Genomic DNA, 17,905 nt, shown 5'->3' on the forward strand with positions numbered 1-17,905 from the left:
CATCTATTCGACTCTTATAAAACATCTGCAAAGTGAACTTGCAGTTTTTTAAATATCACGGATCCAATCATAAATAGTACAACTGTCACACCCCAAAAATACAATGTTGTCTCCGGTCTGGTCCAAAACCAAATATGATTGATAACCGAATCTCTATACCCGGAAACAATATAGTACATTGGGTTCATCTTTAAAATCGTTAGGACAACCGGCGAAATTCTATTCTGCATAGCATCCATATTCCACATGATCGGAGTCATCCACATCAAAACCTGCAAAAGAATATTGATCAACTGTGTTAAATCTCGGAAAAATACAGTCATTGCACTGGTGGCATATACAATACCAATACACAAACACATCATCGCAAATGAGTAGTAGATTACCTGTAATGTATATACAGACGGATAAAATCCATAGCATGCAGATAGAATAATCATAAACACTACAAAGAATACATGAACAAAAATACTTGATAAAACCTTTACAAACGGCAAAGCACTAATCTTAAAAACAACCTTTTTGACCAAGTAGTTATACTCAACCAAAGCATTACTTCCTGCACTAAGCACCTCTGAAAAATAAAACCAAGGAACCATACCCGCGGTAAGCCATAATGCAAATGGAGCTTCTATTCCCTCTTTTGTAATCTGCGTCCCAGAATTTAGCGCTTTATCAAAAACAAACCAATACACAACGATCGTCACAACCGGCTGTACAAAAGCCCAAATAATTCCAAAATATGATCCTGCAAACTTCGCCTTAAAATCGTTTTTTGCCAAAGATATGATCAATTTCCTATTTTCTACGATTTCCTTCGGAATGGCAAATAAAATCCTGCGTTTCCACCAGATTACCATGAGTAATAAATCAATGATAATACATAAAAGAATCTCCACTGCCAACATTTTAGGTGCCATAACCTTTGCTACATCAGCCAACACCTGCTCTGTCGGAATTGACCATACAATGTAAGGGTCAGAATCTCCCTTACATGTCTGATACAAGCCTGCTTTTTGTTTCATATTGTTCAATTTTGTCATCTGCATTTCATCTGTCGAAAGCAATACTTGTTTTTTATATGAAACAGATACTTCGGATATAGAAACATCGGCTGTACCCTCGCCCGGATCAATACGTATGGATTGAACCGCTGCAGGTAGTACAACAGAACTTGTCTTCTCACCTGATCCCTTGTAATTTATAGTAACACTCTTTGTCTCGCTGAAGTCTTCTTTAGATGCCTGTCCCTTTTCTGTGTAATATACCTTAATATCAACCGCATCCTTCGAGTCTACAGAGAATTCTACATTTATTTTTTCACCTGTTGGTTTTTTTTCATATGTTGCGATTGCAAAATTACTTATGATCATTAATGCTAAAATCAAGCATAATGACAACATCTTTTTTTTCTTCATGCATAGTACCTCTTATTTTTTTACCAATTTTTTTAATTTTTGAATGCCTTGATACCCCCGAGAACTTTTGCTCTCACTCAACTTTTTCTGCCATTCTCGATCTTCCTGTTCCATTTGATTGTGCATTGACAATTCATTTCTTAACCGGTCGCACTCCTCACGGACACGCTGATTTTCGTTCGTGACCGTCTGCAATTGATTTATTAAATAATTTCTTGTTTCGTGTTCACAGTCTATAAGTTCATATTCTACATATATCTCATCTGCATCCTCATCCATTTCTATCATGTATGATGAATCTGTAGATAAGAAATATGCGAATTCTCCCTCTCGTTTATATACATTTTGTGGAAATATACCTTTTATTCCCTTTGTGGATATAATTCTACATTTACAAAACGTTCCTTTCTGGACATCCAATCGTACTTCCGCTCTGCCCTTGAGTTCTTGTTTATAAAATGTTATCGCGTAATGATAATCTCCTTGATCTTCCGCTTCGCGATAAACAGCATTTTCCTCACAAAATTCATCTTCCTTATTTATTTTCCAATACGCAGTAACTAGGATGCGTCTTCCCGGTTGCTGCTTCCACCGTATCTCATTGAGTGACAACAGGTCTGTTTTTTTCTGATTTTGGTTGGCCTGCCCTGCCCCAACATAATCTAATGTAAAATATTGGTTCCACTGCTGGAACTTGTTGCATTTTGCCTCATCCAGTCCATATTTTTCACATATCATCTTGAAGGGTATTACCCCCTCCATCATAGGATGTTTTCCATAGAACTCGTTTAAGGCTCTCCAAAATATCAAGTCTACCGGCACAGCACAATCAAAAATCCATTCTCCATCGATAACACGAATATTTGTCATCTTGTGTGTATCATCCAAAAAATAAATATTATCAAAGATGAGATCTATATTAGCCGGTTGCACACATAATACTTCGGGTTCACTTTGCTTCTCTCCAAAAATCTTTGTGAACAATTCTGAACGATATGACATTACCTGTGCATTTTCAGTCAATAAGGTATAATACTCATGCAACAACATAAATAACCGTTCTGTATCTCTTTTATTAAGCGCTTTCAGCATGACCGATTCGTAATTTTCGCCCTGTAAAAAATCATAACAGACTGTGTTCTCGCCTTTCAACTTTGCGGACAACAAATGCAAGTTCGTCTGTTTTGTATTCTGCCACATATGATAAATATGACTATTAGCACTGTCATCTGTAGCACTTTTTTCTACCCATTTCTCATTTCCATCTGATATTATGCATGTTTTAATACTATATTGTTTCTTCCTGTCCGTCGAGAATTTTGTATATTCTATATATTCTTTCTTTGCATTTAACTCGATAAGAAACGCATGTGCAAACTCCTGCATGATACGCGCATCTGAGAAAGCCTGTGCTACCTTCTGCTCATTATATAACTCATATCGCCGACCAACCAGATTCGGATATGTCTCCCATATCCATATTGATTGATCGACATATCGCTAAAGATTTCCTCCGGATAATGATGTTCCGGATATGGATAATAAAACCGATAGGAATAGTGTGTGCCCTCCAGCACATCAACCCATTCCTGACGACCAAAGGTATTATAAGTATTCGATGCATTATAATTTGATATGCCCAGAAAATACTCTCCGGTAAAAGGTTCCGGTGCTCCATTAAAAAAACGAAGTCCCAACCTATTATATGTTGCTATCAAAATATTTCCATCATCAGTCATGACCTGTTGCAACGCTTCTAAAATCCTTATCACTTGCTGTGGGTCATTGGGGAAAATGATATCTTCTAAAACAATAACATCATAAATTTTCTTTTCCGATGCCAGGAGATCGTTCAATTCATCCATATTATGGACGGTAACCATCTGTCCTTTATTTGCATACCACTTTTCCAACCATTTCATGCCTACAATCCTCTATCTAAGAATCCATCTCTCCGTCCACTGCACGAACCAATCCTGGCGCTTATCTCCGGAGATCATAACACCTATCTGATACTTCTGATCTTTCGGATCCAATTTATTCTTGTCTATCAAGATCTCAAATCCTACATTACCGTATCTGCTGTCATAAGTCCGTCTGGATTCCTCGGAAACAAAGCGTTCCACATCCACCCGGTAACACTTACCCGACTCACCTCGCAAGACCAGATACAGATCACGTTTGCCATCCACCTTCAGACTACCTGTATAGAACCAACCAACAACACGCACAAGTGAATTCAGATATTCCACACTATTAATGCGCGCCATAAAATTGATAGACTCTGTATCAAAATCAATGACAAAATCTTCCATGCTACTCTCTGTCTGTAGCGGCTCATGATCGCCAGCCCCCTGCATCTGGATACTAAAGGAGATATTATATCCCCCCAGATTGCGATTATAGAAGGGATCATAACCCTCAAATGCAGGATGATTTTTATACAATTTGCTGCGTTCCATCGCAAGTCGAAGCATCTTTTCATCATCCTGATTGTCAAGCCCACGGCTCACAGACTCATAATGATACAAGGTGACGTCATTACGACATACATTATAATAACCAGCCTCTGCCAGTTTAAAACACAGGTCAATATCATTGTAGGCAACCGGAAATTCTTCATCAAAGCCGCCAACCTCATAGAACTTTGCCCTATCAACCATCAAACAGGCGCCGGTCACTGCCAGCCAGTCATATTCCACACGATTTCTCGCGAAATAATAAGACTGTGCATCATCCATATGACTAAATGCATGAGACGGTCCGCAAGTCAGGTTTAACACACCATCATGCTGGATATCTGTCGAATCCGGATATAAAAGTTTTGCACCAACAGCACCCACATGCTCTTGTGCGGCATGTCCTGCCAAGCGGTCAAGCCATCCCTGATGCAGGATTCCAATATCATCATTCAAGAACAAGAAATATTTTCCGGATGCATGCTCTGCTCCAAGATTACACATATGCGAAAAGTTAAAAGACTGCTTCTCGTAAATGTAGTGTATATTTTTGCCGTCAATATAAGCATTAATCTTATCCTGTACATCCTGCGCACTGCCATTATCCACAACAATGACCTCATAGTTCGGATAATCCGTAAATTCTATAATGGTATCCAGACAATGCTTTAAAATATCAAAATTGTCTTTAGACGGAATGATGATACTTACCTTCTCACCGGTGTCATTGTGATAGACCAAGCGATATTGATACTCGCCTTCTACATATTCCACATCCGCATGCAGTCCGCGTCGTTCGATCATTTCTTCCTTTAATTTCTTTGCCACTTCCAGTGCATATGGCTTGGAATTCGGATCATACGCCACCGATTCTTTGCGTTCGCGCCAATGGTAAAGAATTTTGTCTACATGTCCCACGCGCCGATTTGTTGTATGTTCCATGAAACGCAAAGCAAAATCGTAATCCTGACTGCCATTGTACTTTGTGCGCAGACCGCCTACTTCTTTGACGATCTCGGTTCGATACACAGACAGATGATTGGTATAGTTCAGACACATAAAGGCATCCGGTGACCAATCCGGTTTAAAGAAAGGTGTATGACGATCTTTTACAGGTATTGCAAACGTGCCTTCCCTGTTTGCCTGACACTCCTCGGTAATTTTATCCTCATCACTATAGACAAAGTCCAATTCCTGGTTTTCATTCAAAAGATATGCCACCTCATATAATGCCTGCGGAGCCAGAACGTCATCACAATCCATAAAGGCAATGAACTCCCCTTGCACTTGTGCAAGTCCTGTATTGGTCGCCTCTGAAATATTGCCGTTTTCTTCCCGATAGATCACACGGATCTTCGGCATGTCACTGTACTCAGACAGCACCTGTCGGACATTCTCCCATGAAGAATGATCGTCCACCAGGATGATTTCCCAGTTTTCATAGGTCTGTTCCCTGACAGAATCGATGCAGTCGCGCAGCATCTGGCTTGAAACATTATAAACCGGTACTACAACAGAAATCAGAGGGGCATATGACAAGACCCCCTGATTCCAGACCGTCGGCTCTACTTCTTCTATCCACTGTCGGAATACATCAATATTCTGATAGTTACCAATGCGCAATATTCGTTTTATAATACGTTTTGCTTTTCTCGCTGCTCGTCTAACCATGCCGTAAAACTATAACCCTTCTGCAATCTCCATCAGATACTTTCCGTAATCTGTTTTTAAAAGCGGCTGTGCCAGTTTTACCAGCTGCTCCTTATCAATAAATCCTCTCTTGTATGCAATCTCTTCAATACAAGAAATGTAAAGTCCCTGTCGCTTCTGAAAAGCAGATACAAAGTCTGCTGCTGCAAGAAGCATGTCATGGTTTCCTGTATCAAGCCATGCAAATCCACGTCCCAATGTCTCTACGTGCAAATCTCCACGCTCTAAATAAGCGTTGTTTACTGCTGTGATCTCAAGTTCTCCTCTGGCAGACGGCTTGATTGTCTTTGCAATCTCAACGACCGAATTATCATAGAAATACAGACCCGGAACCGCGTAATTTGACTTTGGATTTTCCGGCTTTTCCTCGATCGAAATAGCCTTACCATTTTCGTCAAACTCAACCACGCCATACTCTCTCGGATCTCTGACATAGTAGCCGAAGATGGTAGCCCCAGGTTCGTTCTCAGTTCTATCTGCTGCACGTCTTAATACCTGTGAAAAACTCTGACCATAGAAGATATTATCGCCAAGTACCAACGCCACTGCATCTTTTCCTATAAAGTCTGCACCGATAATAAACGCTTCTGCAAGTCCATTCGGCTGCTCCTGAATGGCATACTGGATATCCATGCCTAACTGACTACCATCTCCAAGAAGATCCTCAAAGACAACCACATCCCTTGGTGTAGAGATAATTAACACTTCACGAATACCTGCCAACATCAGTGTTGACAGCGGATAGTAAATCATCGGCTTATCATATACCGGCATGATCTGCTTGCTGATCGCCTTGGTCAATGGATATAATCTGGTTCCTGAACCACCTGCTAAAATGATACCTTTCATCTTAAAATTCCTCCTTTACACACTCCAGCGCTGCCATGAGCACCTTGTCCATATCGTAATACTTGTACTGTCCCAAACGTCCGCCAAAGATCACATTGCCTTCCTTGGCAGCAAGTTCTGCATATTTCTCATACAAAGCATTGTTCTTCTCGTTGTTGACCGGATAGTATGGCTCTACGCCCGGCTTCCACTCAGAAGAATATTCTCTTGAAATGATGGTTGTCGGCTGCTTGCCAAACTCAAAATGCTTGTGCTCAATGATACGGGTATATGGAACTTCGCGCTCTGTGTAGTTGACTACAGCGTTGCCCTGGTAGTTTTCCATATCCAGTTTCTCTGTCTCAAAGCGGACAGAACGATACTCCAGTGGTCCAAACTTAGAATCAAAGTATTCATCGATCTGACCGGTAAAGAGTATCCGATCATAAGAGACTTCAGTGCCGTCAGATAACTTTCCGGACTTTTTCAGATCAAAGAAATCCTCTCCGGTAACGACATCGATGCCATCCAGCATCTTCTCAACGATCTGTGTATAACCGCCCATTGGGATACCCTGAAAACGGTCGTTAAAGTAGTTGTTGTCATAAGTAAAGCGCATCGGCAGTCTCTTGATGATAAATGCCGGAAGTTCCGTACAATCTCTTCCCCACTGCTTCTCGGTATAACCCTTGACCAGTTTGTCATAGACATCTTTACCGGCAAGAGACAATGCCTGCTCCTCCAAATTCTTTGGCTCGTCTATATCATACTCTGCCTTCTGCTTCTCGATAATATCCTTAGCCTCCTGCGGTGTACGGATGCCCCACATCTTGCTAAAGGTATTCATGTTGAATGGCAGGTTATAAAGTTCGTCCTTGTAAACTGCGATCGGAGAGTTGATATAATTGTTAAATTCTGCAAACTGATTGATGTATTCCCAGATAGCCTTGTCCGAGGTATGGAAGATATGCGCACCGTAAACATGTACGTTGATACCGTCTACTTCCTTGGTATAAATGTTACCCGCGATGTGATCGCGCTTATCGATAACAAGTACTTCCTTTCCTCTCTTTTTTGCTTCGTATGCAAATGTGGCTCCGAAAAGTCCAGCACCTACTACGAGATAGTCATAATGCTTCATGATCTCTGTCTTCCTTTCTTATTTAAATCCGAACATAGTTAATTGTATTGTAGCAATTTTGTAACATTTTGACAACCTTATGCTAGCAATTAGACAGGATAAAGCCTCCTCACCCATATAGAAAAGGCAGAAGTCATCCTTTGACTTCTGCCCTCTGTAAGTTAGTTTCCTTTGCGTCCTTCCTTGTATCCCCAGTTTATATAGTGATTATAATACATGGCTGTATTGTTCCCATATGCCTGGCGTAAATCCGCGTAGCGCGCTTTATAATTATTTACAACGAAAGATGCTTTCGCGATACGACCTTCTTTCATACCATAATTTACAAAATGAGCCAGTACTGCCTGATCATCATAGCCATATGCACGGAATACATCCGGGTTTTTATCTATATAGTATTGATAATCATAAACCTTTCCGTAATCAGTACCATTAAGTGTTGTTATCGCCCCCTGCAGGCGTATGCAGCCACTGCCCTTGCGTCCTTCCTGTCTTCCCCACTGCAGATAGTGCAAATAATAAGATTTCAGATTGTTCCCGTAAGCACGACGCAGATCGCTATACTGCAGGCGATATGAGGTCACATCAAAAGACGCTTTCGCAATGCGTCCCTCATTCATTCCATAATGGATGAAATGAAGAAGTACCTCCTGATCATCGTAGCCATATGCCCGAAATACATCCGAATACCGGCTCACATAAGTATTATAATCATAAACTGCTGCATAATCGATGCCATCATACCTTGTCAGTCCGTTTTGCAGCACATTACATCCTGTTCCCTGACGCCCTTCGCTTCTTCCCCACTGAAGATAATGCATATAATAAGGCTTCAGATCATTTCCATAAGCGCGACGCAGATCACTGTACTGCAGACGATATGAGGTCGCATTAAAACTTGCCTTGGCCTGACGTCCTTCACTCATGCCATAATTGATAAAGTGCTGTAACAGTTGACTGCAATCATAACCATATGCCTGTTTCAAGTCAGCATACTGATCCGCATAATAGTATGGATCAAAAACACTACTGTAATCCACTCCATTATATACCGCATTGTAGGTTCGCTCCACCGGTGTTGGTGTCGGCTCAGGATTTGGCTTCGGTGTCGGTTCCGGCTCTGGCTCTGGCTCAGGCGTTGGTTCCGGTGTAGATGGTATCTCATCATCCAGAGCCTGATAACGCCTTACATCCATCGTCCCATCACTCTGTGGTGTCGATGCACAGTATAGAATTCCATCCATTCTTCCCAGCGCAGTTCCAAACGCCGGAGAATAAACCGTACTTCCCAGCATTGTCGTGTCGGTCGGATCTGCCACAGTAGAACTATATACATTTACTTTCCCATCTGCAGTTACAATGGCATAGTAAAGATTGTGTTTTCCTGCTGTCAGACCGATATCCAGAAGGTTACTGCCCAGTGAAGACATAACCGTTTCTGTAACGCCTCCTGACATATCCATTGTGGTTAATTTGGCACTACCTGTGCTTTCATTACTCAAAAGATATACATGATCCCCTGTTGTTTTGACCACGATCTTCTTCGCATACGCATCGGTATTCTTATGCGTAGAAGTCCATTGATCATTTTTATATACCATCACACTCGTTGTCCGCTCTGTAAAATCACCATATGCCAGAGCAGGAAATCCATTATACGAAAACAATACCGGACTTACCAGATAAGAAACATTTAGCTGCGGTCCCACAGCCTTCCAGGAATCATTCTCTAAAAGATATAACTGTGGATTTTTATTGTCCTTAGCGACGATCGTAGCCAGTTTATCTCCGATCACCCCCAGCACGGGATGATTAGTAGCATATGCATTCATAGTCGTTATTTCCTTCCAGGCATTCCCGCTATATTTTTTCAAGACGCTGCAGTTATTGCGATAATCAGAAATCAACGCATACAAACTACCATTGCAACTCTCTATGCTCACAGATGATGACACATTATCTATAGGCTTGCCTAGATTCGTCCAATTCGCTCCATCATACTGTAAAACAGTCGAAGAATTTGTATTCTGTGCCAAAACATAAATAGCGTTTCCATCTGTAGCCAACTGTGTAGCACTGGCATTCATCGTGGACAATGGTGTCGTCCCATCCTGACTCGTCACCGTCTCCCACAGATTCATATTTGCATAATCTGGAAATGTCACATCGAATGTGATTGAGTCATCCGTCTGCGCAGTCACACTGATTGTCATGCCGGAATTGCGCCCGTCACTGTAACAGATGGCATTATCAACAATCGTTTTTGACAAATCCTCCGATCCGATAGACTGTCTGCCGGATATGTAGGTCGGCATCCCTGCCGCAGCCTTTGTAATATCGCCCGCGGATGCATTCCCCCCGGTATCATCCGGTCGAAATACATAGATATAGTCATTACCACGCAGATTTCCATCCGTAGCATATGCCGGATTCACACGATATACGATAAGCCCGGCTCCTGACATGTTCTGATCCAAGTCCGCTGAATACTTTTTGCCCGGTCTACGGTATTCCACCACAAAATATTCACTGGATGAAAATGGTGTATAAAACTTATAAGCCTGACTCTTTCCGCCATTCGCATATGCACTATCCATATCATACAATGTGTAGGTTGAGCTTGTCGCTGTCTTTTGGGCAATCTTTGCCCAGCCTATATTCTCTCTTGTCGTTGCCAAAAGTGATGGTCTGCCCAGTGATCCTGCCATAAGATCCCACATTCCAACCGGTGTTCCATTCATTCCCGATGTACGGTAATAATCCGGCACACCAAATGTGTGCACATACTCATGCGCTGCAGTTGCAATATCAAAAGAATCCCAAAATGTGCCCGACGAAAGTGTCGTTGTACAAGTTTCAAGTATATTATAATAACCTATGGTCTTGCCGGCAAAAGTATAGTTATTTCCGGCATTGGTTGTGTGCGGTGTAAACTGCCCTGTCTTTGGTACAGATGCCAGAATCATCAGGTTGTCGATTGCCCCATCACCGTCCCGATCCAGAAGTGTCCCATCATAAGTTGGATACTTTTCCGTCAGTTTTTGAGCGACCTCAGCAACCAGAGAAATCTCATTTGATCCCTGGTATTCCGCCAGTGTCTTGTCCAACGTGATATATTCCACTCTTTCACCTGACACAGTCTGCGGGAAAAGTGACTCCACCTGATGTGCCCCACCGGAAAGCCTCGACAGATATTCCCGAAATGATCCGATCGCAAAGGTGTCATTCTCTCCATTGAAACGCCTTTGCAACAAGCCCCAATAAGTTGTCGGGGCTCCCGAAATCTGTGAGGTATATGGTGTATTATAACCCGTATCGTCGTCTCCCACAGTATCTCCCTGATAACGTACAATGACAACCAGGTTCGCTGCCCGGCCTGTCGATGGTGCTGCCTGAATCGTCATCATCCCTGCATCCCCCAATAGCATGATCGCACACAGCAGAAAAACTGACATTACACGACCCGATCTTATTTTTTTCCTTCGTCTTACCATATACATCTCCCTTCGTTTATCAAATTCATGTTCACTTTTCTTCGCTTTAACCTATGCAACCAGGCTTTTATAACATCAATCAAAGAAATATATACACACTATAGTCACAACCCCAGATACTTCTCCCAGTATCCAAGGCTCGTGATCTCTTTTTTCGCCTCTGCCCACTGCTGCATCATGACATCGTGGTTCTTTCTGATTTTCTTTGTCATCTTCAGATAGTCACAAAAATCTTTCCAGCCTCTTGCATAACTCTTCTCTGTCATATAGCCTTTGCGCTTTTCTTCATCATAGTGGAAGATCTTCTTAGCACCAAAAGCAATGCCACTATCGCGCAGTCCGGCGACCTTGAGTGCCCTTGTGCTCGGAAGAATCCAGCGTATGATCGCCCAGACACTCCATGCCAGATAATGGCTGTGGAATCCATTTTCTTCTACCATATCCTCGGTCAGATCATAGGCAGACAATTCCTCGTATTTATAATTATACTTGGTCAGTGCTGCGTGCTTCTCAAGCGGATCCAATGTCTTAAAGAAGTCCGGTCCCTTGTAAAAATCATCGATAGCCTCATAGATGATCTCTGCATCTTCATAACGATAACGGTTCAAGGCACCGACAATACGGTTTGATAAATGATGGATCACATCGCCTGCTGTTGCACAGGTTTCGGACCCTGCCATGCCGATCAGCATATTGCGGATATCGTAATAGGTCATACGCGTTGCCGCCTTGTTGATCCCCTGTGGATGCCATACACAGATACCGTTCAGAAGAATTGTGCCATTTTTCTCATTTCGCACCCCATATTCCATATCATCATAATGGATAAACAAAGGTATCGGCAGATTATCTTCCGTAATAATAGAGGTCGGGATAACACTGTACCACCAGCCACTGTAATTGATCGGATTTTCACATTCATTGGTGGCAACACATTCCTGTCTGCGCAGATCCCACATCTTATTGTAAAAAGTCACCTGCGTGCCACGCCATCTTGCCCCAGCCTCAAACTGCTTATAGCGAAGATTTAACATGAACATTTCACCGCCAACCATCATATCATGATGCTCTTCATCAACGAATTGCAGGAAATGATAGGTTCTCTCCAACACATCTGTAGAAAGAATAATATCGTCATCCATCAATATGATATGGGTAAATGGCGAGTCCTGGCGATGGAAAAGAGACTCGATCATGGTTCTTGTAAAACCGCCTGCTCCACCGGCATTTTTATTCGGGAAAAGATGCACCTTGTCACTCTGGAAGGTATCCTGCGGCACCGTCTGTCCGTTATCTGATATATAAATTTCTACATGATCGCACAATGGCGACATGGCATTATTGATGACCTTATCCAGTACCAGATTCACATTTTTCTTTAAAAATTCTTCTCTCTGGAAAGTGCAGATGCCAAGTACCAGTTCCACCGGATTGACATCCTCTTTCTCTACGTCTGTGGTATATGCTCCCGACAAAAGAGAAACTGCATCCTCGCACGGCGCCATCGTAATATAGTAAATGCCCTCATCGGCTAATTCGGAGAATGAATGATCGTCCTGATCGCCTGCTGTCCCTGGTCCGTTACAAATGCTTCTGCTTCCTGTGGGCAGTCCATTTCCCGTCTTTTGTTGTGCAAGAAACTGTACATGGTCTCCTCATCCGGGAACTCATGCCACATATGCTCTGTTTCTACCATGCCAACCGTCTGATAGGCTCTGACCTCTACCGGACCACTGGTCACGATCTCCAATGCCAGATTCGACAACTTGGTGTATTTCTTCCATTTTCCAATGGAAAAAGCATTGAAATACGTATCCAGGGATAATATCTCTCCCTGCTTGATCTCAAGTGGGAAAGATTCTGCTGCCACTTCCGATGCTTTCACGCCATCGATCAGTTTATGGAACATGACATTCCCATCATCATATGGATAGGTCGTAATATCATTTCCCTCTTTATCCACTTTTCTAAAATACATCCCCCACTCATTGCATACTTCCTTGCTTGGTCCGATCAATTTTTGAATAATCACTGTTTCCATCCTCCTATCTCCGGTGCAAAACGCATCCCAGCCGTCATTCCTTTCCACATCGTAGCAATGCGCATTTTCTTTCCATCCCTACTCTTAAACAGGATGCGCAGCATATTTAGGAAAAATGCCGCAAAGTAAATACAGACTTCTTTTGTCCCATGCCTTTTTGCCGTGCACAGATCATTACGAAATGCATAAAAATATCTTGGCACACGTTCTATATCATCAATCACAATATTACTTCCGGCATTGGTCTTCATTTTGTGGATAGCCACGCTTTCTTTGACATGATAGCATGGATAAGTCTCCGAAATCCGAAGCGTGTATTCCTTATCATCGCCCCAGATGAAATACTCTTTGACCGGCAGCCCTTTGTTTTCCACTGCCACTCTTGTAAAGAGAAGTGAAACAAAGGTTGCACTATCCACCGCCTGCAGGGTCAAGGCACTTTCTTCTGCACCCTTGCCGGACACAGTCACTTCCTGTCCCACATAATGCTGACGGTTCATCTGGCAAGGACTTCCATCTGTCCAAAGGACCGTTGATGAGACAAAACCAATCTCGTCCTGCGGTGCGACCTCATTTCCAGCGCACATCATGCCATCCAATAATTTTTGCAAGGCATCTGCCTGCGGTATCGTATCATCATCCATGATCCAGATCGCATCTGCCCCATGTTCATACGCCCATTTCATACCGGTATAAAATCCACCGGCTCCACCCGTATTCTCTGCCAGATGGGTCGCATAGATCCGCCTGTCTTCGGCATCGCCTGCCGATACCATGCCATCTATCCACTCTTTTGTGCCATCCGTACTGGCATTATCCACGAGAAAAATATCTAATTGTGTATCCCGGTCTACTTTCTGCTCTCGAAGAGCCTGTAGACACTCTTTCAACAAATCTATCCGATTGTATGTGACTACCACTGCTGTTACATGTTGCATCCTGCTCTCACACTCTTACCTTTCCATCCATTTTCTGCCCTTTTACAAATATGAAATATATAGCGTGTAATAATCCAGCAAAAACACAAGAGATATCAAACCCAGGGCAGCCATGACCATATGGTTTTTATCAAACTTAATGCTTATGCCATCAATTCCCAGAGAGTAAGCCAATGGGAACAACACCGGCAATAAATACCTTCCCTGACACCCTTGTAAGACTTGTCCTCCTACCGGTGTATAAACAAGATAAAACACGGTTACAATCACCGCCACCAGGATAAGGAACGTTGCCCACTGACTGATCCTAAGCCATGTAACTTTTCGCTTTTCCTCACCACGATCCAGATACAGAATCACCGCAATAAGGATCAGGAGAAGAATTCCATAATCTCCCTGCCCTAAGTATCCCATATTCGTTGTGTAAAGCGGTGCTACATTAAATCCCAGATAACCTGCCATAAAACCGATCAACTTTTGCAGATAACTGCCCGGAAGTTGTAAGATCCACCATAATTGTTCGCTGGCATTGATCCCCTCCCCGCCTCTTGTGTCTCCCATTCCGAGCCCATGATGCAGAACCGGAAGTACAAACAGGAAAAATATGATTGCCATACCGCCGATCAGAAAAGCGTACCATACCCCTCTCTGCCGCTTATCTTTAAATTTTTCCTTTGGGAAGAAAAACAGTGGCAATAGCATCACACAGTAAACCCACTTGGGCATGATGCCAAGCGCAAAACAGGCGACCATCATAAAGAGATCCCGATATTGCAAGGTCTCCTCCGGTCTTTGCAGATTTCCGATATAGTAGGAGGTTCCCGCCAATGTCAACGCAATCACCCACCAATCATAACTATAGGATGATGCAAGTACCATGGAAGTCGGTAAAAGAGCGATCACAGACATTAGGATCTTCCCATAACGCAAGCGCTTGATCGCATAATAAATGATCATTGTATATGCCAGTAAGATACTTATTTTCCCTAGTAAAAAAACATGGGCGAAACTCAGATGCAGGCCTTTTCCAATAATGATCGCGATCGCCGGCACAATATATGCAATGGAATAAATTCCACCCAGACTTTTATAGCCAATCGTTGCTTCATCATAGGGACGTAAGACTTCCTGATTGTCTGCATGTGCTCTGTCATAAAGCCCATCCAATGTCTGACTGTATTCCCGCAATGACTCATAGGAATATGTTTTATCCGTAATCTGCTGGTTCAACTGCGGAAAATCCTCAACCAACTTGTTCTCTGCTTCATACTTTACAGAATCAAACATACTGACAATAGAGATTGTCCGTACAAAATGTGTTTCGTCATCCCAACACACACCCACAATCCTTGGCGACGACAGGATAAAAGTCAGCCCCAGGATCAGTGCCGTTACAGCAAATGCCCCTTCCGTCTTTTCCGCCATCTGCCTGCGCATGAGCCAGAATGTCAGGATCAGACTGGCACACCCTGCAAAAAAATAGTATTTCCACCATGGGAAAACTGTCCCATGCGTTGCGATCCGGACAATAACTCCCAGCCCAAGCCACAAACCAACATAATAGGCTGCATATTTGATAATCTTTTGATGATCCTTCCTGATCTTCTGCCAGCCTTGTTCCAAATCTGCCAAGCTTTTTCCACGGCATCGCGTGTCCATGCAAAATGCAGCAAAAGCCATGGAAAGATTATGATCCCCACAACATTAACCAGCACTACCAACACCTTATGGTATGCCAGCATACCGTCCATCCAACACAGGGACAGATCCAATAACCCCACTAAGACAATACAGCATACCTCAACGATCAGTGCTGTACGATCCCATTTTACTTCCTTCTTCAAAACGTTCTTCCCAATCTTACTTTATTTATCTAATAGTGATACTCCGGATGTTTCCCCAGTTTTCCCGCTTTGCAATCCTTTATCACATCATGCAGGATCTTTTGGTTGCTCCTGCCCTGTTCTCTCGTCTCTTTCTTCCAGGTCATAAAAAAACTGAGAAGCCAAAAGACCCGATACTGCCACAAGATCACCCAGGCAGACAGGCTTCCCAAATGCCGTTTTGCCGTATCATAACGATTGCGATAACCATAATACTGCCGCCAGCCGATCCGATGTAAGACCCCTTTGGTCACCATGCCCTCCTTGGAAAGCACTGTTTTATGATGAAGCACCGCTGCCGGCACCACCGTCACACCACCGCACTCCTGCAAGCGCAGGCAATATTCAATATCATCGTACCAAAGAAAATATCCCTTTTGGGGCAGACCAATCTCCCGCATCTTCTGTCCCTGTAGCAAAAGTCCGCAAAAAGTCGCAGCATCGCAGGAGAAACTCTCCTTTTGATATTCCTCGCTAGCAACATTGCTCTCCACATAAAGCAAGCGATTGATAATTCGCCTTCTATGGCTGACATCAATATGTCCCTCGGTCACAACCTTTCCCGCAAGACCATAAATACCTGTATGCGCATTTGCATAGTCCAGAAGTTTTTCCATGTAGTCCGGTGCGATCATTGCATCATCATCAATGATCAGCACCCAGTCATATTCCACCTGACTTGCACGCTGCAGACCATCATAAAATCCACCTGCGCCACCAAGATTCTCCGGCTCCCATATCACGTCCAGATCCTCCCGGGCAGCAAGGAATTCTGCTGTTCCATCCGTACTGTGATTATCCACCACAATAACACGCGAAAAAGGAATGGTTTGCCCACATACGCAGGCAAGACATTCCTTTAATAATTCTACGCGATTATAAGTTACAATAACGACTGCATTATTCATTCTTATACATTTCCTGATAATACTTCTGATAATCACCGGAAGTAACGTTCTTCATCCAATCTTCATGCTCAAAGAACCAGGCGATCGTCTTTTTTATGCCATCCTTAAACATAGTCTCCGGTTCCCAGCCTACTTCCTTCTTGATCTTGTCAGGAGCAATGGCATATCTTCTGTCATGTCCCTTACGATCTTCCACATATGTGATCAGGTCTGTGCTGACATTGGCACGTCTCGGATCATCTGCCGGAAGCATTTCCTGCAACGTCTCGATAATGATATTGATGATCTCAATGTTCTGCTTTTCATTGTGGCCACCGATATTGTAAGTCTCGAAAAGTTTACCTTTTTCCTGGACCATATCGATCCCCTTTGCATGATCATCTACATACAACCAGTCACGTACATTTTTGCCATCCCCATATACCGGCAACTTCTTGCCCTGTAATGCATTGTTGATGATAAGCGGAATCAACTTCTCCGGGAACTGATAAGGACCATAGTTGTTGGAGCAGTTTGTAATATTTGCAGGGAACTTGTAGGTATCCATATAAGCCTTTACAAGCATATCAGAAGATGCCTTACTTGCTGAGTATGGGCTATGTGGGTCGTATGGTGTTGTCTCGTAGAAATATGCGTTTGGATCATCATCCAAAGAGCCATATACTTCATCTGTAGACACATGTAAGAATTTCTTACCTTCCTTGAAAGTGCCATCCGGCAACTCCCAAGCAGCCTTAGCACAATTTAACATAACGGCTGTACCAAGGACATTCGTCTGTACAAAAACCTCTGGATTCTTGATGGAACGGTCTACGTGAGACTCGGCTGCGAAATGAACCACACGGTCAATATCATTTTCTGCAAAGATCTTGCTGATCGCTTCCTTATCGCAGATATCAGCCTTGACGAAGGTGTAATTGTCCCTGTCCTCAATATCTTTTAAATTTTCCAGATTTCCTGCGTAGGTCAACTTGTCCACGTTGATAATACGGATCTCATTGTCATATTTGCGGAACATATAATGAATATAATTGCTTCCAATAAATCCTGCTCCACCTGTTACTAAGTATGTTCTCATAATCTTC

14 protein-coding genes are annotated in these 17,905 nt (G+C 42.9%); all 14 read right to left on the reverse strand.

What is annotated here, in order from left to right; all coding sequences use genetic code 11:
- Nucleotides 1–14 precede the first annotated feature (14 nt).
- Nucleotides 15–1,418, reverse strand: a complete 1,404-nt coding sequence (locus DW996_RS13365; protein WP_243098724.1) for an ABC transporter permease — start codon at nucleotides 1,416–1,418, stop codon at nucleotides 15–17.
- A 12-nt stretch (nucleotides 1,419–1,430) separates the two neighbouring features.
- Nucleotides 1,431–2,804 (reverse strand): hypothetical protein, encoded by a 1,374-nt coding sequence (locus DW996_RS08200; RefSeq protein ID WP_118535399.1) that lies wholly within the window; start codon nucleotides 2,802–2,804, stop codon nucleotides 1,431–1,433.
- 26 nt (nucleotides 2,805–2,830) lie between these two features.
- Complete coding sequence (locus DW996_RS08205; RefSeq protein WP_118535400.1) at nucleotides 2,831–3,340, reverse strand: hypothetical protein; 510 nt, start codon at nucleotides 3,338–3,340, stop codon at nucleotides 2,831–2,833.
- A gap of 12 nt (nucleotides 3,341–3,352) precedes the next feature.
- Complete coding sequence (locus tag DW996_RS08210; protein ID WP_118535401.1) at nucleotides 3,353–5,548, reverse strand: glycosyltransferase family 2 protein; 2,196 nt, start codon at nucleotides 5,546–5,548, stop codon at nucleotides 3,353–3,355.
- 9 nt (nucleotides 5,549–5,557) lie between these two features.
- The gene (rfbA, locus tag DW996_RS08215; protein ID WP_118281561.1) at nucleotides 5,558–6,436 is read right to left on the reverse strand and encodes a glucose-1-phosphate thymidylyltransferase RfbA; all 879 of its coding nucleotides are present in this window, start codon (nucleotides 6,434–6,436) and stop codon (nucleotides 5,558–5,560) included.
- A gap of 1 nt (nucleotide 6,437) precedes the next feature.
- A complete protein-coding gene (gene glf, locus DW996_RS08220; protein ID WP_118535402.1) occupies nucleotides 6,438–7,556 on the reverse strand; it encodes a UDP-galactopyranose mutase in 1,119 nt (372 codons plus the stop codon).
- 161 nt (nucleotides 7,557–7,717) lie between these two features.
- Complete coding sequence (locus DW996_RS13005) at nucleotides 7,718–10,963, reverse strand: hypothetical protein (RefSeq protein ID WP_158575281.1); 3,246 nt, start codon at nucleotides 10,961–10,963, stop codon at nucleotides 7,718–7,720.
- Nucleotides 10,964–11,154: 191 nt separating this feature from the next.
- Complete coding sequence (locus DW996_RS08230; RefSeq protein WP_158575283.1) at nucleotides 11,155–12,525, reverse strand: glycosyltransferase; 1,371 nt, start codon at nucleotides 12,523–12,525, stop codon at nucleotides 11,155–11,157.
- 56 nt (nucleotides 12,526–12,581) lie between these two features.
- Nucleotides 12,582–13,091: a hypothetical protein gene (locus tag DW996_RS08235; RefSeq protein ID WP_118535404.1), complete on the reverse strand. Its 510-nt coding sequence runs from the start codon at nucleotides 13,089–13,091 to the stop codon at nucleotides 12,582–12,584.
- Complete coding sequence (locus tag DW996_RS08240; protein ID WP_118535405.1) at nucleotides 13,079–14,029, reverse strand: glycosyltransferase family 2 protein; 951 nt, start codon at nucleotides 14,027–14,029, stop codon at nucleotides 13,079–13,081. Before DW996_RS08240 ends, DW996_RS08235 begins: the two co-directional genes overlap by 13 nt.
- 42 nt (nucleotides 14,030–14,071) lie before the next feature.
- Nucleotides 14,072–15,454: a DUF2142 domain-containing protein gene (locus DW996_RS08245; RefSeq protein WP_158575286.1), complete on the reverse strand. Its 1,383-nt coding sequence runs from the start codon at nucleotides 15,452–15,454 to the stop codon at nucleotides 14,072–14,074.
- Nucleotides 15,455–15,483: 29 nt separating this feature from the next.
- Nucleotides 15,484–15,873 carry a hypothetical protein gene (locus DW996_RS13010; protein WP_158575288.1) on the reverse strand — a complete coding sequence of 130 codons (390 nt, stop codon included), beginning with the start codon at nucleotides 15,871–15,873 and terminating at the stop codon, nucleotides 15,484–15,486.
- Between the two features lie 29 nt (nucleotides 15,874–15,902).
- Nucleotides 15,903–16,820, reverse strand: a complete 918-nt coding sequence (locus DW996_RS08250) for a glycosyltransferase (protein ID WP_118535407.1) — start codon at nucleotides 16,818–16,820, stop codon at nucleotides 15,903–15,905.
- Nucleotides 16,813–17,898: a dTDP-glucose 4,6-dehydratase gene (rfbB, locus tag DW996_RS08255; RefSeq protein ID WP_118535408.1), complete on the reverse strand. Its 1,086-nt coding sequence runs from the start codon at nucleotides 17,896–17,898 to the stop codon at nucleotides 16,813–16,815. The genes DW996_RS08250 and rfbB overlap by 8 nt, the downstream gene beginning before the upstream one ends.
- Between the last annotated feature and the right edge of the window lie 7 nt (nucleotides 17,899–17,905).

The organism is Roseburia sp. AM51-8, from assembly GCF_003478275.1.
Classification (GTDB): domain Bacteria; phylum Bacillota; class Clostridia; order Lachnospirales; family Lachnospiraceae; genus Pararoseburia; species Pararoseburia lenta.

What these genes read in the sequence shown, in the direction of transcription:
- DW996_RS08235 (WP_118535404.1), bottom strand. Translation starts at nt 13,091, where the DNA reads ATGGAAACAGTGATTATTCAAAAATTGATCGGACCAAGCAAGGAAGTA.
- DW996_RS08240 (WP_118535405.1), bottom strand. Translation starts at nt 14,029, where the DNA reads ATGCAACATGTAACAGCAGTGGTAGTCACATACAATCGGATAGATTTG.
- rfbB (WP_118535408.1), bottom strand. Translation starts at nt 17,898, where the DNA reads ATGAGAACATACTTAGTAACAGGTGGAGCAGGATTTATTGGAAGCAAT.
- DW996_RS08200 (WP_118535399.1), bottom strand. Translation starts at nt 2,804, where the DNA reads ATGCAGGAGTTTGCACATGCGTTTCTTATCGAGTTAAATGCAAAGAAA.
- DW996_RS08245 (WP_158575286.1), bottom strand. Translation starts at nt 15,454, where the DNA reads ATGGCGGAAAAGACGGAAGGGGCATTTGCTGTAACGGCACTGATCCTG.
- rfbA (WP_118281561.1), bottom strand. Translation starts at nt 6,436, where the DNA reads ATGAAAGGTATCATTTTAGCAGGTGGTTCAGGAACCAGATTATATCCA.
- DW996_RS13005 (WP_158575281.1), bottom strand. Translation starts at nt 10,963, where the DNA reads ATGATGACGATTCAGGCAGCACCATCGACAGGCCGGGCAGCGAACCTG.
- DW996_RS08205 (WP_118535400.1), bottom strand. Translation starts at nt 3,340, where the DNA reads ATGAAATGGTTGGAAAAGTGGTATGCAAATAAAGGACAGATGGTTACC.
- DW996_RS08210 (WP_118535401.1), bottom strand. Translation starts at nt 5,548, where the DNA reads ATGGTTAGACGAGCAGCGAGAAAAGCAAAACGTATTATAAAACGAATA.
- glf (WP_118535402.1), bottom strand. Translation starts at nt 7,556, where the DNA reads ATGAAGCATTATGACTATCTCGTAGTAGGTGCTGGACTTTTCGGAGCC.
- DW996_RS13365 (WP_243098724.1), bottom strand. Translation starts at nt 1,418, where the DNA reads ATGAAGAAAAAAAAGATGTTGTCATTATGCTTGATTTTAGCATTAATG.
- DW996_RS08250 (WP_118535407.1), bottom strand. Translation starts at nt 16,820, where the DNA reads ATGAATAATGCAGTCGTTATTGTAACTTATAATCGCGTAGAATTATTA.